The following is a 19095-nucleotide window of genomic DNA, read 5'->3' as shown; positions in this document are numbered from 1 at the left end:
TGTAAAGACTCTCAGATCATGCCGGACCGTCGTCGCTGGTGGTGCGCCCTGCCGCCACTTCCGCCAGCTTGCGGTGCGCGGCCGCCTTGGCCTCGTACTTCGCGGCCATGCGCAGGTGGTAGTCGGGATTGTCCTGCTCGTAGATGTCCGGGATACCGTCCTCGTCCTCGTCGCGGTCCTCTTCCTCGCAGAGCCTCTTGTACTTGTTGTCGCGCAGTTTGAGGAGAGTGCCGGAGAGGACGGCGGCTATCAGCGAACCGACGAGCACGGCCGCCTTGACCTCACCGGTGAGGACCGCGTCGCCGCTGAAGGCGAGCTCGCCGATCAGCAGGGACACCGTGAAGCCGATCCCGGCCAGGGAGGCCACGGCCAGCACGTCGGGCCACTTGAGGTCCGGATTGAGCTCGGCCCTGGTGAAACGCGCCGCCGCCCAGGTGCCGCCGAAGACGCCGACGGCCTTGCCGACGACCAGGCCGAGGACCACGCCCAGCGTCTCGGGCCGGGAGAAGACGTCGGACAGCGCTCCGCCGGAGACCGCGACGCCCGCCGAGAACAGCGCGAACAGCGGCACGGCCAGCCCCGCCGACAGCGGGCGCACCAGGTGCTCGATGTGCTCGCCGGGGGAGTGCTCCTCGCCGTCGCGGCGGGTGCAGCGGAGCATCAGGCCCATGGCGACGCCGGCGATGGTCGCGTGGACGCCGCTGTTGTACATCAGCGCCCAGTTGACGACCGCGAGCGGGACGTAGACGTACCAGCCGCGTACGCCCTTGCGCAGCAGCAGCCAGAAGACGGCCAGGCCCACGACGGCGAAGCCGAGGGCGGCGAAGTTCAGCTTCGACGTGAAGAAGACCGCGATGATGAGGATCGCGAAGAGGTCGTCGACGACGGCGAGGGTGAGCAGGAAGGCGCGCAGGGCGGACGGCAGCGCGGTGCCGATGACCGCGAGCACGGCCAGGGCGAAGGCGATGTCGGTGGCGGTGGGCACGGCCCAGCCGCCCAGGGAGCCACCCCCGGCCGAGGCGGTCAGGGCGTAGACGATCGCGGGCATGGCCATGCCGCACAGCGCCGCGACGACGGGCAGGATCGCCGCCTTGGGGTCGCGCAGTTCGCCCGCGACGAGCTCGCGCTTGAGCTCGATGCCGGCGACGAAGAAGAAGACCGCGAGCAGTCCGTCGGCCGCCCAGTGCTGGACGGACAGGTTCAGCCCGAGGCTGCCGGGGCCGAGGTGGAAGGAGCGGACGGTCTCGTAGCTCTCCCGCACCGGGGTGTTTGCCCAGATCAGCGCGGCGACGGCGGCGACGAGCAGCAGGACGCCGCCCACGGTCTCGGTGCGCAGCGCGTCCGCGAGATAGTTCCGTTCGGGCAGCGAGAGCCTGCCGAGGAAGACGGAACGCTGGTTCTTGGACGCGGCCACGGTGGTGGACCTCCTGGGGTCGGTCTGACGGTCTGAAAACACCCGCATACACGTGTGCTGTGTTGCCGACCAGACTTCCCGGCGCGCCCTAGATTCTTGTCGCAATATTGACGCGACAAGTACTTACCTTAGCCGGAAAGAGTGAAGGGCACCCGGTGTGCTGTCGGATGCCCTTCCCCCGCAGGGCTTTGACCTGCGGTTACGCGGAGGTTTTTCGCGCTCAGTCCTCGCTGGGCGTGGCGGGGAGCTTGGCCTGGATGAGGTCCATGACCGAGGAGTCGGTCAGGGTGGTCACATCGCCGAGAGTGCGGTTCTCGGCCACGTCGCGGAGCAGGCGGCGCATGATCTTGCCGGAGCGGGTCTTGGGCAGTTCGGCCACGGGCAGGATCCGCTTGGGCTTGGCGATCGGGCCGAGCTGTTTGGCCACGTGGGCGCGCAGTTCCTCGGTGAGGCCCTCGGCCTCGGCGTCCACGCCGCTGCGCAGGATGACGAAGGCGCAGATGGCCTGGGTGGTCTGCGGGTCGGTGGCGCCGACGACGGCGGCCTCGGCGACCTTGGGGTGGGAGACGAGGGCGGATTCCACCTCGGTGGTGGAGATGTTGTGGCCGGAGACGAGCATGACGTCGTCGACGCGGCCGAGGAGCCAGATGTCGCCGTCCTCGTCCTTCTTGGCGCCGTCGCCCGCGAAGTAGCGGCCCTCGAAGCGGGACCAGTAGGTGTCGAGGTAGCGCTGGTCGTCGCCCCAGATGGTGCGGAGCATGGACGGCCACGGCTCGGTGAGGACGAGGTAGCCGCCGTGGCCGTTGGGCACCTCGTTGCCGTCGTCGTCGACGACGGTGGCGGAGATGCCGGGGAGCGGGACCTGGGCCGAGCCCGGCTTGGTCTCGGTCACCCCGGGCAGCGGGCTGATCATCATGGTGCCGGTCTCGGTCTGCCACCAGGTGTCGACGACGGGGGTGGTGTCGGCGCCGATGTGCTTGCGGTACCAGACCCACGCCTCGGGGTTGATGGGCTCGCCGACCGAGCCCAGGATCCGCAGGCTGGAGAGGTCGAACTTGGCGGGGATGTCGTCGCCCCACTTCATGGCGGCGCGAATGGCGGTGGGGGCGGTGTAGAGGATCGTGACGCCGTACTTCTGGACGATCTCCCACCAGCGGCCCTGGTGCGGGCTGTCGGGGGTGCCCTCGTAGAGCACCTCGGTGGCGCCGTTGCTCAGCGGGCCGTAGACGATGTACGAGTGGCCGGTGACCCAGCCGACGTCGGCGGTGCACCAGAAGACATCGGTCTCCGGCTTGAGGTCGAAGACGGCGTGGTGGGTGTAGGACGCCTGGGTGAGGTAGCCACCGGTGGTGTGGAGGATGCCCTTGGGCTTACCCGTGGTGCCGGAGGTGTAGAGGATGAAGAGCGGGTGCTCCGCGTCGAACGCCTCGGGGGTGTGCTGGTCGGACTGGCGCTCGACCAGCTCGTGCCACCACACGTCGCGGCCCTCGGTCCAGCCGATGCCCTCCTGGCCGGTGCGGCGGACGACGAGAACGCTGCGGACGTTCTCGGTGCCGGGGCGGGTGAGGGCCTCGTCCACCGCGGGCTTGAGCGCGGAGGGCTTGCCGCGCCGGTAGCCGCCGTCGGCGGTGATGACGACGCGGGCGTCGGCGTCGTTGATCCGGGTGGCGAGGGCGTCGGCGGAGAAGCCGCCGAACACCAGCGAGTGCGGGGCGCCGATGCGGGCGCAGGCCAGCATCGAGACGACCGCTTCGGGGATCATCGGCAGGTAGATGGCGACGCGGTCACCCGCCTGGACGCCCAGCTCCAGCAGGGCGTTGGCGGCGCGGGAGACCTCGCGCTGCAGCTCGGCGTAGGTGATCGAGCGGCTGTCGCCGGGCTCTCCCTCGAAGTGCAGCGCGACACGGTCGCCCAGGCCGTTCTCCACATGGCGGTCGACGCAGTTGTACGCCACGTTGAGCTTGCCGTCGGCGAACCACTTGGCGAAGGGCGGATTCGACCAGTCGAGGGTCTCGGTCGGCTCGGTCGCCCAGCTCAGGCGGCGGGCCTGCTCGGCCCAGAAGCCCAGCCGGTCAGCCTTCGCCCGCTCGTACGCCTCGGCGGTCACATTGGCCTCGGCGGCCAGACCGGCGGGCGGTGCGAAGCGGCGCTCCTCCTTCAGAAGGTTGGCCAGGCTTTCGTTGCTCACGACATCTCCCTTTCCCAGGGGGCTCGTTACGTCCCGGCCATAGCTCATCAGGCCGGGACGCACCCTGACAAGGGGTGTGGACAAAAAGTGGTTTAGACCTTATGGAAAGTTGATGTGCCGAGGTCAGAGGGGGTGGTGCGGCCTCCGGGGCGCGCCGGGGGCGGTGGACCGGAGCGCTGCGAGGCGGCGCCGGGCGAGGCTTTGAGCGGAGGTTCTGAACCGGGCGGGACGGCGCCGGGGTGGACGCAAGGGGCGGGGGCGGTCATACGGCGTCCAGGACGGCGGGCCGTACGGCGGTGAAGGTGCGCGAACGCCGGTCCAGGACATAGGCCTGGGCCTCGCCCACATGGAAGTACATGCCCTGGAGTTGCAGCGATCCTTCGGCCACCCGGCGGGCGACACAGGCGTGAGCCATCAGATGGTCGAGCTGCTGCAGGATGTTGACGAGCGCCAGCCGCTCGACGTCATCCGCGACGGGCCGGTCGGCCAGCGCCACCTCCCCGCGCCCCAGCCGGCCGATCCGCTGCATACGGGCGAGGCTGGGCCGGCCGTGCCGCAGCCAGCGGGTGAGCGGCGTCTGGCCGGAGACGATGCCGAGGCCGGCGGGGGAGGCGGACAGATCCAGCAGGGCCTGCATCGCACCGCATCCCGAGTGCCCGCAGACGGTGATGCTGCCGACCTTGAGCACCTCCACGGCGTACTCCACGGCGGCACCGACCGAGTCGCAGCTTCCGTCGTCGCCGGGCGGGGGCAGCAGATTGCCGACATTGCGCACGGTGAACAGATCGCCGGGGCCGCTTGAGGTGATCATGCTGGTCACCAGCCGGGAGTCGGCGCAGGTGAGGAAGAGCTGGCTGGGGCGCTGTCCTTCACGGGCGAGCCTGGCCAGCTCGTCGCGGACCAGTGGGGCGGTGTCGCGCTGGAAGGTGCTCACCCCGCCGAGGAGTCGCCCGGTCTCGCAGGGCTCGGCCTCCTCGCCGGCGTGGGGCGCGGGGGCGCGATGGCGCCAAGGAGTCCAGGGGCGGTGGGCGGTGGAACCGGTGGGATCCGCGACGGGCCTGCCGCCCCGGAGGGTGCGTACGACCCCGGGCAGGGAGAGCAGCGCGGCGATCACCATGCCCACCACGGCGCCCTGAAGTACTCCCAGCAGCAGCACCGACCCGAGCGTGGCCACGTACATGGGGAACTCCCTGTGTCGCGACAACTGCTTGACCTGGGCGAGATCCGCCGCCCTCAGCCCGGCCGCGACGGCGAGGGTGGCCACCGCGGACAGGGGGACCAGCTCCGGCACCGCCGTCGGCAGCCCCGCACACAGCAACACACAGACGGCGCACACCGCCGCGCCCGCGTGGGACCCGAGCCATGCGGAGCCGGAGGGCTCCGCGCCCCGAGGGCGCAGCCACTCCTGGACGGGCACCGGCAGCAGGGAGCGCAGCGACTGCGCGCTCGCGGCGAGCGTGAGCGTCAGGACGGCCGCGAAGATGCCGAGCACCGGGCCGTCCGGCAGGCCGGGCAGCACTCGTGACTCCCAGGGAGCGAAGGAGATCCGGGGGGTGTCCAGGGAGAGGCTCGCGCCCATGGCCAGGGCGAGCGCGGCGAACGGAGCGGGGACGAGCCGCAGCAGCCGCCCCGCCCCGCCGGGCAGCCGGGGCCAGGCCGCCAGCACCACCGCTGTGACGGCAGCGGCCCAGAGCGCGGCGGGCTGTGGACGCGTCAACTCCGCGACCAGGGCCCGGAGCCCGGCCAGGGCGGAGGGCTGAGGACCGGCGCCCAGGACGACGGGCGCCTCGCCGAGGACGATCGTCGCTCCCACTCCGGCGAGCATCCCGCGCGCGACCGCTGGGCTGAACCCCGACGCCATACGGGCCACTCTTGGGGCGCCGAGGGCGAGTTGCGCCAGCCCGACGAGCGCGATGACCCCGCAGGTGACCTGCCAGCCCTGGCGCTGGACCAGCTCGGCGGTCACCAGCACCAGACAGGCGGCCGTGCCCCCGGCCCGGGCCGGGGCGGCGCCGAACACCGCTCCGGCGATTCCGGCGACGGCCGCCGCGATCAGGCAGGCGTGGAGGGGGACGCTCGCCGCCAGGGCGATCCCCAGGGAGAGGGGAACGGCGGTCAGGGTGACGGCGGCAGAGGTGGGGAGATCCCGGGACCAGGCGGACCGGCTCCGCCCGCTGGGCTCGCGGTGACCGTCCTGGCGGAGCGCCGGGGAGGGCGGGGTCTGCTGGATCTGCTGAGGGGGCATCGTCGGTCCCGTCTTCATCGTCGGGGCGGCGCGGTCGCGCTGGATGCGCGGCCGTGGTCACGGCGGGCAGCGGCGGGAGCGGCTGCGACGGACAGGCGTCCATCAACTCTCGGTAAACGGATCGTAATGCAGAGTAAAGGACCGGCGAGGGAATGCCCGGACCCTTCCCCTGAACGAGCGAATAAGTATTTTTAAATGCCTGCCTCCTTTGTTCAGTTTTGACCCCATGCGATGGTGGCGTCGCTTGAACGCCTGCCCGCCCCGCCGGACAGGCGAATCGAACGGCGAGGTGGCTCATGGCTGCTGCATGGAGAATCGCGCTCGGCGGCCTGACGGCCCTGGCGCTGGCCTCGGGGGCCGCGACACCCGACGCCCCCGCCGGCGGGCGGCGGGCGCCGGCCCGCCCGCACCCGGCCGGGCGGCCGGTCCGGCTGATCGGCGACGGCTCCACCGCCGAGACCGGCCCTCAGCCCGGCCAGCCCGTCCCGCGCCGCCTCCACCCCGGTGAGCGGCCGCCGCAGTTCGTCGTCTTCTCGTGGGACGGCGCGGGCGAGGACGAGCAGAAGCTGTTCTCCCACTTCCGCGCCGTCGGCAGGAAGTACCACGCGACCATGACCTACTTCCTCAGCGGCGTCTACATGCTCCCCACCGCCAAGAGGAAGCTCTACGATCCGCCCCGGCACCCCGCCGGCGCCTCCGACATCGGTTTCAACGACGTCGAAGGCGTGCGGCACACCGTGGCGCAGATGCGCGCCGCCTGGCTCGAGGGCAATGAGATCGGCACCCACTTCAACGGCCACTTCTGCGGCGCCCACGATGGCGTCGGCACCTGGAGCAGCAAGGAGTGGATGAGCGAGATCCGGCAGGCGGAGTCGTTCGTCAGGCACTGGCGGACCAACGCCGGGCTCAGGTCGGAGCCACCCCTTCCGTTCGACTACGGCAAGGAGTTGGTCGGCGGGCGGGCGCCCTGCCTGGAGGGCCAGCGCAACCTCATCCCGGCGGCCAAGGCCATGGGCTTCCGCTACGACGCGAGCTCCATCGGCGGACGGCAGGTCTGGCCCCGGAAGATCCGCGGCATCTGGGACTTCCCCCTGCAGGACATCCCCGTTCCGGGCCGCGGATTCGAGACGCTGTCGATGGACTACAACTTCCTCGCCAACCAGTCCGGTACGACCGCGGGCGACCCCGACCGGCGGGAGGTGTGGGGCAGGCAGATGCGCGACGGCCTGATGGCCGGCTTCCAGCGGGCGTACCGGGGCAACCGTGCCCCGTTGTTCGTCGGCGACCACTTCGAGTCCTGGAACGGCGGCACGTACATGCGCGCCGTCGAGAGCGTCATCAAAAAGGTCTGCCCGAAAGAGGGCGTGCGCTGTGTCTCCTTCAAGCAGCTGGCGGACTGGCTGGACGCCCAGGACCCCCGGCTGCTCGCGGACCTGCGCGAGCTGGAGATCGGCAAGGCGCCGAAGAACGGCTGGGCGCGGTTCCCCGGCGCCGCCGTCAGACGGGCTGCGCGGTAGCCAGCAGCGCCTCGTCCAGCACGAACGCGGGATCGACCTGCGCGGCGAGATCGGCGCCCGTCTTGGCGTTGCCCCAGCTCTCCGCGTTCTTGAGGTGGAAGTGGACCATCTGGCGGGTGTAGCGCCGCCAGTCGCGTCGCTCGTAGGAGGCGTCCGCGGTCTCGCGCAGGACGCGCAGCGCCTGGCGGTTGGCCTCTTCCAGCAGCTCGAAGCGGGGCGGTCGGCCCTTCTCCATGGCCCGCACCCAGTCGGAGTGACCGATCGTCGTGAGCAGGTCCTCACCCACCTCGGCACGCAGGAAGTCGAGGTCGTCCTGCCCCTGCACCTTGTTGCCCACGACCTTCAGCGCGACGCCGAAGTCCCGCGCGTACTCCTTGTACTGGCGGTAGACGGACACGCCCTTGCGAGTGGGCTCGGCGACGAGGAAGGTCATGTCGAAACGGGTGAACATCCCGGAGGCGAAGGAGTCGCTGCCCGCCGTCATGTCGACGACCACGTACTCGCCCGGCCCGTCCGCGAGGTGGTTCAGGCACAGCTCCACCGCGCCGACCTTCGAGTGGTAGCAGGCGACGCCCAGGTCGGAATCGGTGAAGGGGCCGGTGACCATCAGCCGGACGGACGCGTCGTCGTCCAGCGTCACCCTACGGGCGCACGCCTCGTAGACCGGATTGTCCTCGGTGACGCGCAGCAGCCGTGAGCCGTTGCCCGGCGGGGTCGTCTTGATCATGGTCTCCGCCGAGGCGATGCGCGGGTTGTCGCCGCGCAGATAGTCCTTGATCAAGGGAAGCCGTGCCCCCATCGCGGGCAGCGTGGCGGTATCCACCTCGTCGAGCCCGAGCGCCGCGCCCAGGTGCTGGTTGATGTCCGCGTCCACGGCGATGAGGGGGGCGCGGTCGGCTGCGAGGTGGCGGATGAACAGGGAGGAGAGCGTGGTCTTGCCGCTGCCGCCCTTCCCCACGAAAGCGATCTTCATGTTCACCAAGAGTAGGTGCAGGGGTGCGCTAAGTGAGAGTCGTGAGTGAAGAGGACCACTCTTTCGGGGGGTGTAGACCCGAAGTGCGTAGTGTCTTACCCATGAGTACGACAGCCGATCCGCTTGCCGCCCTGGGCTCGCTCCCGGGCGTTGCCGACTCCGTGGACTCCGTACGCAAGGCGGTGGACCGGGTGTACGGGCACCGGGTGATGCGCCGCCGGAGCACTGAGATCACCGCCGAGGCGGCGCTGCGCGCCGCTCGGGGCTCGGCCGCGCTGTCCGGCGCGGACTGGGCCCTCGAAGAGGTGCGCCGCCGGTCCGACTTCGGCGGTGAGGGGGAGCCGCGCACGGTGGGCGCGGCGCTGCGGCTGACCGCAGAGGCGGGCCAACTGCTGAGCGTCTGGCGCCAGTCCCCGCTGCGGGTCCTGGCCCGGCTGCACCTGGTGGCCGCCGGTGGCGACCGGCCCGACGCCTCGGTCGGACGGCCCCGGCTGGCCGGTGAGCCGGTGGTGGAGCCGCTGGTCGAGCTGCCGCTGCCGGGCGCGGACGAGGTCGCGGGGCGGCTGGAGGGGCTGGCGGGCCTGCTCATCGCGGGCAGTGCGGCCCCGGCGCTGGTAACGGCGGCCGTGGTCCATGGCGAACTGCTCGCCCTGCGGCCGTTCGGCTCGCACAACGGCCTGGTCGCGCGGGCGGCCGAGCGCATCGTGCTGGTGGGCAGCGGGCTGGACCCCAAGGCGATCTGCCCGGCCGAGGTGGGCCATGCCGAGCAGGGCCGGGATGCCTATGCGGCCGCGCTCGAGGGCTATGTCTCGGGGACGCCGGAGGGCCTGGCGGCCTGGATCGCGCACTGCGGCCGTGCCGTCGAGCTGGGGGTGCGGGAGAGCACGGCGGTGTGCGAGGCGCTTCAGCGCGGCGCCGCCTGACCGGCGGCCTCCGGGCCGGCCGTGGCCGGCCTCCGGTTCGCCTCATCACCCTTGTGGCGAACATGGGTTGCGGCGGTACCCGTACTGCTCCGGTACCGCCGCTGGCACGTCCGCCGGGTTACCATGCGTGCACGAAATTCGCCCATCAGGCCGGGGACTTCGCCCGCTACCTGGTGCGGCTGGCCCGTAATCGACGGGTCGGCGTCGCGTGGGTGCCCGGCTTTCATGCTCGGTCCGTGGGGCCTTGGTGCGTGAGGGGCGTCCTCCCGGATGTCCCTGGTCTCGCGGGCCGTTAAGTCCTTTCTACTCCTGTCGCCGCAGAAGCGGAAGCGTAAGCCACTGTTCTTTTGCTTTTAGCTTCAAAAGCGGGCAAGGCGGACATGGTCACGGCGGCGATTGGCGAACCACATCAACCCCGCCGTGGCCGCCGCCGCGCCGATCGCTGCGGCCATGAACAGTGCCGGACGCGAGGGCATGGACAGTGCGGAAATGCGCTGCTTCAGGCGCACGGGCCGGTTGAAGGAGAGGATCGGCCAGTCGCGGGACACCGCTTCGCGGCGCAACGCCCGGTCGGGATTGACGGCATGAGGGTGGCCGACCGCCTCCAGCATCGGAATGTCGGTGATCGAATCGCTGTATGCGTAGCAGCGGCTGAGGTCGTATCCCTCCGAGGCGGCCAGCTCGCGCACGGCCTCGGCTTTGGTGGGGCCGTAGGCGTAGTACTCGATTTCCCCCGTGAAGGCGCCGTCCTCGACGACCATCCGGGTGGCGACGACCCGGTCCGCGCCCAGCAGGGCGCCGATCGGCTCGACGACCTCGGCGCCCGAGGTGCTCACGATCACCACATCCCGTCCGGCGGTGTGGTGTTCCTCGATGAGCGAGGCGGCCTCGTCGTAAATGATCGGGTCGATGAGCTCGTGGAGGGTCTCGGCCACGAGCTCGCGGACCTGCTGGACATTCCAGCCCCTGCAGAGGGCGGAGAGATACTGACGCATCCGCTCCATCTGGTCATGGTCGGCTCCGCCGGCCAGGAAGACGAACTGCGCATAGGCGGTACGCAACACGGCGCGCCTGTTGATCAAGCCGCCTTGGTAGAAGGACTTGCTGAAGGTGAGCGTGCTCGACTTCGCAATGACCGTCTTGTCCAGATCAAAGAACGCGGCTGTCCGAGGCAAGGAGTGGTTTTCCACGCCGCCGAGCATAGGGGCCCTCCATTCGGCGTAAGCTGAGGCGTGTGGGTTTGCCTGAGAAGGCTCTCGGGTACACCATGGAAGTCACGGATCGTTCGCGACCGTGTCTAACCCGGCCCGACTCCTCCCCCCCCGAGTCGGCCGTGGGGACGACCCCCGCTCTCCCCCCCGGCGGGGGTCGTCGCATGTCCGGATGCGTTTCGCTCGTCGCCATCGGGCCTCCCTCCTCCTCGTCCGCCCCGTCGGGCGCGTGACCTCCCCCCTTCATACCTGTTACGCAGCGTAATCGCCATGCTGCTCTCCGGAAGTCACCGGTATAGGTGAGCGGGATATTCACAACCGTTGAGTTGTCCACAGTTTTCGACCAAGATCCACACGATTTCCCGGTTCGCTGCACGGTGATTCCCCGCGAGTTCCGCGACGTTCGCGGAGACGAGAGCGTGGAGTGAGAGGGGAGAGACCGTGAGCGGATCCAGCACGTCCGATCGGCCCGCTTCCGGGGACGGCAAGCAGCGGCGCCCGCTGATCGTCACGGAGGACGAGGCGCTGCTCGACGATCTGCTGAGGCTGTGCGCCGCAGCGGGCGCCGTGCCCGAGGTCGTCCACGGCCCGGCCGCCCGGGGAGCCGGCTGGGACGCCGCGCCCCTGGTCCTGGTGGGCGACGACAGCGCAGCCGGACTCGGCGCCGCCGCCCGCGGCGAGGGCGTGGTGCTCGTCGGCCGCGATCCCGACGACCCCGGTGTCTGGCGCAGGGCCGTCGCGATCGGCGCCAGACAGGTGGCCCTGCTGCCCGAAGGGGAAGGCTGGCTCGTCGACCGGATCGCCGACGCCGTCGAGGGAGTGGGCCGTCCGGCGCTGACAGTGGGCGTCGTCGGCGGCCGCGGCGGCGCGGGGGCCAGCACCTTGGCCTGCGCCCTGGCCGTGGGCGCGGCCCGCGCCGGGCGGCGCACCATGCTCATCGACGGCGATCCCCTGGGCGGCGGCCTCGACGTCCTGCTGGGCGGGGAGAGGGCCGAGGGGCTGCGCTGGCCCGCCTTCGCGGACTCACGGGGGCGAGTGGCCGGACAGGCGCTGGAGGAAGCCCTGCCCGAACTGCACTCCCTGCGCGTCCTGAGCTGGGACCGGGGCGACTGCACGGCCGTCCCGCCCGAGGCGATGCGCGCCGTCCTCGCCGCCGCCCGGCGGCGCGGCGGAGTCGTGGTCGTGGATCTGCCGCGCAGGCTGGACGAGCCCGCCGTCGAAGCCCTGGAACAGCTCGACCTGGGGCTGCTGGTGGTCCCCGCCGAACTGCGGGCCGTCGCCGCCGCCCACCGGGTGGCCTCGACACTGGGCATGCTGCTGAGGGATCTGCGGGCCGTCGTGCGCGGTCCGTTCGGTTCCGGCTTGGAGGCGGACGAGATCGCCCGCCTCCTGGGGATCCCCCTCGCGGGTGAACTTCCCCTGGAGCCCGGTCTGTCGGACGCGCTCGACGCCGGCCGTCCGCCGGGCGGCGTCGAGCGGGGGCCGCTGGCCCGCTTCAGCGCGGAATTCTGGGCCAGGGCGCTCCCCGAGGCCGAGGGGGTGCCGGCATGAGCCTCGCGTTGCTGGACGCCGTACGGCTACGGCTGGCGGAGAGCGGGGCGGAGCCGACCCCCGCCCGGGTCGCCGAGGCGCTGCGACGGGAGGGACGGCTCCTGGGCGACGCCGAAGTCCTCGGCGTGGCGGCCCGATTGCGCTCCGAGCTGGTGGGCACGGGCCCTCTGGAGCCCCTGCTGGCGGCGCCCGACGTCACCGACGTCCTGGTCACCGCCCCCGACCGGGTCTGGGTCGACCGGGGCGCGGGCCTGGAGCGCACCGATGTGACCTTCCCCGACGCGGCGGCGGTCCGCGGCCTCGCCCAGCGCCTCGCCGCCATCGCCGGACGCCGGCTCGACGACGCCCGGCCCTGGGTGGACGCCCGCCTCCCGGACGGCACACGCCTGCACGCCGTCCTGCCGCCTGTGGCCGTCGGCTCCACGTGTCTCTCGCTGCGCGTCGTCCGGCCGCGTGCCTTCGCCCTGGCGGAGCTCGTGGCGGCGCGGGCGCTGCCGCCCGGCGGGGAGCGGCTGTTGCGCGCCGTCCTCGACGCCCGGCTCTCCTTCGTCATCAGCGGCGGCACGGGCTCGGGCAAGACCACTCTGCTGTCCACCCTGCTGGGGCTGGTCGCGCCCGACGAGCGGATCGTCCTCGCCGAGGACTCCGCCGAACTGCGCCCGGACCATCCGCATGTGGTGCGGCTGGAGACCCGCCCCGCCAACCAGGAGGGCACCGGTTAGGACAAGAGTTCATGGATGTCTCGATGTCTCAGCGACGTGCCGGAGACCGCTGTTAGGTTCAAGTGATCGTTGTTGTCTCAGGGGTTGGGGGCTTCGTGGAGTACTTCTTCGTGTCGCACGCCAAGGTGCGGCGGCACGCGGTGGCTCTGGAGGGTGTGGATCTGGACTGGGTCGAGTACGTGACCCGTCCGGGGGCGCTCAAGGAGGGCACGCCGTTCTTCCTGGGGTCGGACATGCGGCCGCTGGAGCCGTTGACCTCTTGCTTCTTCGAGTTAGCTAAGCGCCTGGATGCGGGTTCGCTCCAGGATTACGCGTACGACCTGATGGACTTGGTCGACTTCCTCGGGGCGCTTGATCCCCCGACGGATCTGCTGTCCGCAACGGAGGATGAGCTCGTCGCCTACCGGGACTGGCTCATGGAGCACAGGGACGAGCCGGTGTCGGCGGCGACGTGGATGCGCCGGCGGGCCGCGATCCACAACTTCTACGACTGGGCAGTCGACGACGTGAGACTGCTGGACCGGCGCCCATATAACCGGCGCAAGAACGGCAAGGACGTGCTGTCCGTGTCCGTGGTCAACGATCTCGATGTCCGGCATCTGACCTACTCGCAGTGGCGGTTCTTGAAGCAGGTCGGCCTGCGTGGCCTGCTGCCGGACGAGCGAGTGGATCGGTCGTTCCGGGGTGCGGCGCCGTTGCGCAACAGCGCTGCGGCGGAGCTGGCGGTGACGACCGGGATGCGGCTGCGGGAGTTCAGCACGCTCCTCGACGTCGAGGTTGGTCCGCCGCGCCGGGACGGCTCGGCGGGACTGGTGGACCTGGAGAAGACCGCCAAATACAAGCTGCCCCGCACGGTGGAGATCCAGCACGCCACTTTGAGGGAAATCGACTTCTATCGCCGCACGGAACGGGCGAAGGTCGTGCACGCTGCGTCCCGCACGCTCCACCGTCGCCGGGGCGAGTTATTCGTCGTCGACGACATCAACTCCCGTCAGGGCAAGCTCAGTGGGGTCCTGCACGGCCGCCGCCGGACTTTCGTGATCAAGCACATGGATGCGGCCACACGTCGGATCGCCGTGATCGAAGGGGACCGGGGGCTGGAGCCGATGGCCCTGTTCGTCGGCCGCGGCGGGCTCATGCTCTCCCACCAGCGCTGGGAGCAAATCTTCGAGGACGCTCACCAGCGGGCCCTGCGGATCAGCGAGGAGTGCCAGGTCAAGGACGTAGTGCCACCTGTATTCAAGATCCACGATCTACGCCACACGTTCGCGATCTTCATGCTCCAGCTGCTGACCGAGCTGGTCGCCGAACAAGAGGCGGAACTTCGGCGCCTGGGCGGGCACACCGCCTACCTTGCCGACCACATCAGCAAGTCGCCGCAGCTGACGGTGCAGCGTTTGCTCGGCCATCGCCAGCCGGCGTCGACCATGCGTTACCTGCGCTACATCCGCAAGACGAACCTGCTGGTCGCCAAGGCGATCGCCGACTGGAATGCCCAGGACACCACCTACGCCGACTACGCGGCCCGCCTGGCGCCGGGGAGGGCTGCCTGATGCCGCGCCGAGGAGAACGTAAGAGCCGGCCCCGCCCCACTGCCGCTGCCAAGCCGCCGACCCCGCTCGGACGGATCGCGGTCCGTGAACTCGTCTACGTCTACCGGCACCAGCGGAGGGTCCACCGGATCGACCCGGCGGATTTCCGGTGCTCGCTGCTGGCGGGACAGCTGGCCGATGCCTGGCTGGACTATCACCACAAGGCGGGCCTGACCTCGAGCAGTGCGTATGTGTCCGCGATCCGCAGCTTTCTTCAGTTTGTCGACACGCATCTGCCAGCAGTCGGCCTCGACCCGGGCGAGGCCCGCCTCGACGGCGGGCCCATCGACCTCACCGAGGTCATCTACCAGTGGGAGGAAGACCTCCTGCCCCGCTTCAAGCCGACGTCGAACCGGCCGAACGTGCTGGCTGGGGCATTGCTGATCCTTGTGCACCACCGGGCTGTCCGGGACGCGAAGGTGCCCGAGCGGCTACGGCGGCGAGCGGAGGGGCCGCCGACGTTCAAGGGCGGCTCGACCGAGCCGTTGGACGAGTTCGCCAATCACGAGCGTCTGGCCCTGCGGGACGCGGCCCAAGCCGATATCCGGGCCCTGGAGAAGCGGCTCTCCGTCGGCAGGGCTCTGCTGGAGGAGGGCCAGGACCCGCGGATCGGGGGCTGGCGGTCGCTGCCCAACCTGGTCTGGGCTGCCCGGCACGGGGCCCTGGATATGCCTGCCCTGCAGGAGCATTTTCCGGCGCACATCAAGTGGTGGCCCGCCCCGCTGAAGGCACTGTTGTCCGATCCGCTCTACATGGCCCGCTTCCCTGGCAAGTACGGCGTGATGACCACGGTCGGCGGACTGCTCTTCCCCCACGAGCTCGACTTGCAGCCCTTTCGCGTCCTGCTCCTGCTGGCCATGGGCGACGCCACCTCCGAAGAAGTCCACGACCTTGCCCTGGGCGACCTGGAGTTCAGCGACGAGGGGGTGCGGGTGCTGCAGACCAAACTGCGAGCCCAGCGGGTCCGCCCGCACCTGCACCACAACGACGGGCCGCGGGAGAGTGACCGGCCACTGGCCGAGGGCGAGATGCCCGGTGAGTCCGCCTACCCGGGCACCGGCAACTGGGACGTCCCGGGACTGCTGCGGCGCCTGATCGCGGTGAACACCATGACCCGGGAGGCGTTCGAGACCGAACCGTGGCTGTTCACGGCAGTCGAATCCACCGACTACCGACGCCGCATGCAGGCGGGGCGGGCCATGTTCAGGATGTCCGGGCGCCGCTTCACCGACTGGATCTCCACCCATCCGGACCTGGAGGGCGAGCCGATGAAGATTTCCCTGCCGCACGACATCCGGCGGCTGCGGAAGACTTCGAAGACCACCCGGGTCGCCGCACTGGGCGGCAGCCTGAGCGACCTTGCCGGCGACGATCACCACATCGAGGTCTTCCGGGGCCACTACGCGCACGGAACGACCGCGCACGTTCTGGCGGGCCGGGCCGTCAACCGGGCCCAGCGCGTGGTCTTCAACAAGATCAAGCCGGGCAAGCCCGTGCTGGTCACCGAGGACGCCGAGGCCCTGCTGACGGAGCCGGAGGCGGCGGCCGAGATGGGGATCTCTGTCGATCAGGGGGCGGCCCTGCAACAGGGCGAACTCGACATGGGAGTCGTCAACTGCCGCGATCCCCGTAATTCCCCGCACACCCCCAAGGGCAAGCTCTGCCATGTCGCGCCGGCGATGTGCATGATCTGCCCCAACGCGGTGGTGTTCACTTCCCAGCTGCCCCGGCTGCTGATGCTCGACGATCACATCGCACACATGCGCAAGGTGCTGCCTCCGCCGGTCTGGAAGGCCACCTGGGGCGTTCAGGCAGCCGCCCTGAAAGAAGTATTCGCCGAGTGCGCGGAACAGCTTCCCGAAGCCCGCCGGCAGATCGAGGAAGGCAAGTTCCGCCTCGACCTGCCGCTGGGAATGCGAACGGAGTACGACCGATGACGACCGCTGCCGCCGTCCAGGCCCTGGCCTCACAGGCCATCCCCGACAACACACCCGTCTTCGGCGGGCGCCGGAACCTCATCCCCGGGGTCGTGATCCCGCTCTTCGGCCAGACCCGGAACTGGCCCGGCGACTGCTTACGCCGGCCGGCGAACCGGGTGAAGAGCGCCTGGCAGGCGTCGTTCCCCACGGATCCGATCTGGAACCTGCGGACACGTGAGGTCGCCTTCGGGATGCTCAACTCCAGCCACAAGATTCTCCGGGACGCCGGTTTGTTCTTCCAGGCCGAGAACTGGGGCCTGTCCTCGGTCAAGGAGACCTGCGACAAGATGCGCCTCATCGCTAAATGGGCGGTCAGGCACCAGATGCCGCACGATCTGGCCGCCTGGGCAGCAGAGGACTGGCAGGACTACCTCGACTATCACGCGCTGACGTCCGGACCGTCGACCCTGGCCAACGACATCGTCATCATCCGCCGTCTTCTGGATTTCGCTCCGCTTCTGACTGGCGGCGGCCTGCTCGAGGATCCCTGGCCGGGCAGATCCGCGACGGAGGTCGCCGAGAAGACCTCCACAAGGGACCTGTCGACTCCTTCTATCCCCCCGGCCATCTGGTGGCCGCTGCTACGGGCTGCCTGGTTCTACATCGATGAGATGGCCCCGCAGATCCTCGAACGCCGGGATCAGCATGCCGCAGCTGTCACGGCCGCGGCCGGGTCGCGGCGCCAGAACAACCGCACGCGGGACCTGGACGCGAAACTCGCGGCCTGGGTGCAGGACCCCGCTTCGCTCGTGCCCGTCCATGCCAGGGACTACCGCGGCTACCAGGCGGGCACCGTGATGTGGTCGACACTGAGCCTGTGGCTGACCGATGGGGCCAGCAGCGGCATGTTCAAGGCCGGCCGGGTCTCTGACCGCCACGAGATGCGTCGAACGATGGTGCAGCGGCTGGTCGACGCCGGCCGGGTGCGTCCCATCACAGCCATGGAGGGCCGGGCTGCACTGGGCGAGATCGCCCGGCCCGCACGCCGCCGCAACCGGCGGCCCGACGACCTCGACGAACAGGTGCAGCAATGGCTGGCCGACCCGGCTAACCGCATCCCGGTCCGCCGGGAGACCAGCACCCACGGGCCGGCCGGTGAACCGGTCTGGCTGACTCTGGAAAGCCGCATGTTCGGTTCGGTGGCCAGGGCGAACATCTTCACCAGCGGCACCGCCCGCAGCCGGCGGCGCCAGCAGTGGGTGCGTGAGGCGATCACCGAGGACCGCACCGACTACATCGAGGACGGAGATCTCGAGCAGGCTCTGCGGATGGTCAGAGCGGCCTGCTACATCTTCATCGCGGCACTGACACTGATGCGCGACAGTGAACTGCAGGAGATCGAACGGGACTCCGTGGTCGAGTTTTTCGGCTCCCCCGCGATCGCCTCGCGGAAGGTCAAGCACGACGAGTCCCGGCCCCGCCTGAAGTGGTGGATCATTGAGCCGGTCGCTCAGGCCGTGGCGGTGGCCGAGCGGCTTTCCTGGCACGACAGCCACATCTTCGCCACCCTGGCCCCGCCCAGCGGGTTCCTGCCGGAAGGGACACGCGGCAGGGCAGGTTTCGACGCGTTCCGGGATATCGACTTCTTCATCGAGAACATCAACAACACCGTGGACCGGACCGGGCTGGAGTCGATCCCCGCAGGGCTGGTGAGGCCGCACATGTTCCGCAAGACCATGGCGATCATCACTGGCCAGCAGCCCGATGGGGAGATCGCGCTGGGGATCCAGCTCAAGCATGCCGCCCGCCGGGCTCTGGCCAACCGGGTCACCGCTGGCTACGGCAAGATGGACGCGCACTGGGCCAAGGAGTTCGACAACCAGCTCGAGCTGGCCGCCGCCCGCAAGCTCGTCGAGCTCCTCAAGGCTCGCCGACAGGGCGAGCCGGTCGCTGTCGGTCCCGGCGCCGCCCGGCTGCATGCCGGCTTGGACAAGGTCATCACGACGATGGACAACGACCCGGTCCTGCAAGCCCAGGTCGCGGACGAACGGATGCAGGTCAGCCTGCTGCGAGACGAGTTCGCCCAACTGCACTTCGGAACGATCAACCATTGTCTGTGGCAGGCATCCACCGCCGAGTGCCAAAACCAGCTGCCTCCAGAGCAACGCGGCCAGCAGCCGTTGCTCGGTGCCTGCCAGCCCGGCAAGTGCCGCAACTCGGTCCTGACCTTGAAGAACGCCCCCTACTGGATTGCCGAGGAGGGAGACCTTCAGGACACCCTGAGCCGGGAACGGCTCTCCCCGCCACGGCGGGAGTCCCTCGAGCTGCGGCTCGCCGAGGTGCGGTCGATCACCGCACAGTTCGCCACCCTGGAGGCTGACCACTGATGCCGGTATCCGCCGCGACCGCGTCGAAACTACGCGAGGCCATGGCCCGGCTCCTGGCCGGCGAGCCCCTCCACACCGACGGGGCCCTGACCAAGGAGAACCTCGCCCGCGAAGCGAAGGTCAGCCACGCGACCGTCCACCGAGCCGAGGACATCCTGGCCGAGTGGGACGGCAAGGTCGCCCGGCCCGTCCTCCGCACCCCCGGCGAGGTCACCCGGGACGAGACCATCGCCGACCTCCGCAAGCAGCTACGGGAGGCGAAGGCCCAGGTCACTGAAGTCCAGGGCAAGCTCGACGCCCTCGCCACCGTGACCGCGAACCTCTACCACGAGAACATCGCGCTCAAGAAGAAGCTGGGCAACAGCCGACGGCTGGCCGTACTGCCCGACAGTCAGTGACCGTGACCGAACGCTGCCGCAGTCGTCCTTGTGCTCATCATGGCGGCGGGGTATG

Annotated in this window: 12 protein-coding genes and 1 pseudogene; 8 read left to right on the top strand and 5 right to left on the bottom strand. The window is 70.1% G+C overall.

What is annotated here, in order from left to right; translation table 11 throughout:
* Window positions 1–16: 16 nt before the first annotated feature.
* The 3 genes from nhaA to IE096_RS26655 all read right to left on the bottom strand — a co-directional run bounded on the left by nhaA (window position 17) and on the right by IE096_RS26655 (window position 5847).
* The gene (gene nhaA / locus IE096_RS26665) at window positions 17–1414 is read right to left on the bottom strand and encodes a Na+/H+ antiporter NhaA (protein ID WP_229820633.1); all 1398 of its coding nucleotides are present in this window, start codon (window positions 1412–1414) and stop codon (window positions 17–19) included.
* 220 nt (window positions 1415–1634) lie between these two features.
* Window positions 1635–3602 carry an acetate--CoA ligase gene (acs, locus tag IE096_RS26660; RefSeq protein ID WP_189455945.1) on the bottom strand — a complete coding sequence of 656 codons (1968 nt, stop codon included), beginning with the start codon at window positions 3600–3602 and terminating at the stop codon, window positions 1635–1637.
* A gap of 262 nt (window positions 3603–3864) precedes the next feature.
* A complete protein-coding gene (locus tag IE096_RS26655) occupies window positions 3865–5847 on the bottom strand; it encodes a carbonic anhydrase (RefSeq protein WP_189455943.1) in 1983 nt (660 codons plus the stop codon).
* Window positions 5848–6143: 296 nt separating this feature from the next.
* Here IE096_RS26655 and IE096_RS26650 point away from each other — a divergent pair, with 296 nt between their 5' ends.
* On the top strand, window positions 6144–7364 hold the full coding sequence (locus IE096_RS26650) for a polysaccharide deacetylase family protein (protein WP_189455941.1): 1221 nt from the start codon (window positions 6144–6146) through the stop codon (window positions 7362–7364).
* Here IE096_RS26650 and IE096_RS26645 read toward each other — a convergent pair.
* Window positions 7345–8337, bottom strand: a complete 993-nt coding sequence (locus IE096_RS26645) for an ATP-binding protein (protein WP_189455939.1) — start codon at window positions 8335–8337, stop codon at window positions 7345–7347. The two genes, IE096_RS26650 and IE096_RS26645, sit on opposite strands and share 20 nt — an antisense overlap.
* 101 nt (window positions 8338–8438) lie before the next feature.
* Between IE096_RS26645 and IE096_RS26640 the strand changes: the two genes are divergently transcribed.
* Window positions 8439–9260, top strand: coding sequence for a Fic family protein (locus IE096_RS26640; RefSeq protein WP_189455936.1), 822 nt, complete (start codon window positions 8439–8441; stop codon window positions 9258–9260).
* Between the two features lie 359 nt (window positions 9261–9619).
* Here the strand turns inward: IE096_RS26640 and IE096_RS26635 are convergent, their stop codons facing one another.
* A complete protein-coding gene (locus IE096_RS26635; RefSeq protein WP_189455934.1) occupies window positions 9620–10462 on the bottom strand; it encodes an HAD family hydrolase in 843 nt (280 codons plus the stop codon).
* A gap of 450 nt (window positions 10463–10912) precedes the next feature.
* Here IE096_RS26635 and ssd point away from each other — a divergent pair, with 450 nt between their 5' ends.
* The 6 genes and pseudogenes from ssd (at window position 10913) to IE096_RS26605 (ending at window position 19040) form a co-directional block, all read left to right on the top strand.
* Window positions 10913–12022, top strand: a complete 1110-nt coding sequence (gene ssd / locus IE096_RS26630) for a septum site-determining protein Ssd (protein WP_189455932.1) — start codon at window positions 10913–10915, stop codon at window positions 12020–12022.
* Window positions 12019–12741, top strand: a pseudogene (locus tag IE096_RS26625) (TadA family conjugal transfer-associated ATPase); the annotation flags it as partial. The gene ssd and the pseudogene IE096_RS26625, both read left to right, overlap by 4 nt.
* 98 nt (window positions 12742–12839) lie before the next feature.
* On the top strand, window positions 12840–14297 hold the full coding sequence (locus tag IE096_RS26620) for a site-specific integrase (RefSeq protein WP_229820632.1): 1458 nt from the start codon (window positions 12840–12842) through the stop codon (window positions 14295–14297).
* Entirely contained in the window at window positions 14297–16273 is a 1977-nt protein-coding gene (locus IE096_RS26615) for a hypothetical protein (protein WP_189455927.1), read from the top strand. The genes IE096_RS26620 and IE096_RS26615 overlap by 1 nt, the downstream gene beginning before the upstream one ends.
* Window positions 16270–18642 (top strand): hypothetical protein, encoded by a 2373-nt coding sequence (locus IE096_RS26610; RefSeq protein ID WP_189455926.1) that lies wholly within the window; start codon window positions 16270–16272, stop codon window positions 18640–18642. Before IE096_RS26615 ends, IE096_RS26610 begins: the two co-directional genes overlap by 4 nt.
* Complete coding sequence (locus IE096_RS26605; protein WP_189455924.1) at window positions 18642–19040, top strand: hypothetical protein; 399 nt, start codon at window positions 18642–18644, stop codon at window positions 19038–19040. Before IE096_RS26610 ends, IE096_RS26605 begins: the two co-directional genes overlap by 1 nt.
* Window positions 19041–19095 lie beyond the last annotated feature (55 nt).

It is taken from the genome of Streptomyces abikoensis (genome assembly GCF_014648775.1).
Taxonomy (GTDB): Bacteria; Actinomycetota; Actinomycetes; order Streptomycetales; family Streptomycetaceae; genus Streptomyces; species Streptomyces abikoensis.
The sequence above is the reverse complement of the archived record's forward strand: the minus strand, read 5'-3'. Positions and strand labels throughout refer to the sequence as shown.

What these genes read in the sequence shown, in the direction of transcription:
- IE096_RS26605 (WP_189455924.1), top strand. Translation starts at nt 18,642, where the DNA reads ATGCCGGTATCCGCCGCGACCGCGTCGAAACTACGCGAGGCCATGGCC.
- IE096_RS26610 (WP_189455926.1), top strand. Translation starts at nt 16,270, where the DNA reads ATGACGACCGCTGCCGCCGTCCAGGCCCTGGCCTCACAGGCCATCCCC.
- IE096_RS26640 (WP_189455936.1), top strand. Translation starts at nt 8,439, where the DNA reads ATGAGTACGACAGCCGATCCGCTTGCCGCCCTGGGCTCGCTCCCGGGC.
- IE096_RS26615 (WP_189455927.1), top strand. Translation starts at nt 14,297, where the DNA reads ATGCCGCGCCGAGGAGAACGTAAGAGCCGGCCCCGCCCCACTGCCGCT.
- IE096_RS26655 (WP_189455943.1), bottom strand. Translation starts at nt 5,847, where the DNA reads ATGCCCCCTCAGCAGATCCAGCAGACCCCGCCCTCCCCGGCGCTCCGC.
- IE096_RS26650 (WP_189455941.1), top strand. Translation starts at nt 6,144, where the DNA reads ATGGCTGCTGCATGGAGAATCGCGCTCGGCGGCCTGACGGCCCTGGCG.
- IE096_RS26645 (WP_189455939.1), bottom strand. Translation starts at nt 8,337, where the DNA reads ATGAAGATCGCTTTCGTGGGGAAGGGCGGCAGCGGCAAGACCACGCTC.
- IE096_RS26635 (WP_189455934.1), bottom strand. Translation starts at nt 10,462, where the DNA reads ATGCTCGGCGGCGTGGAAAACCACTCCTTGCCTCGGACAGCCGCGTTC.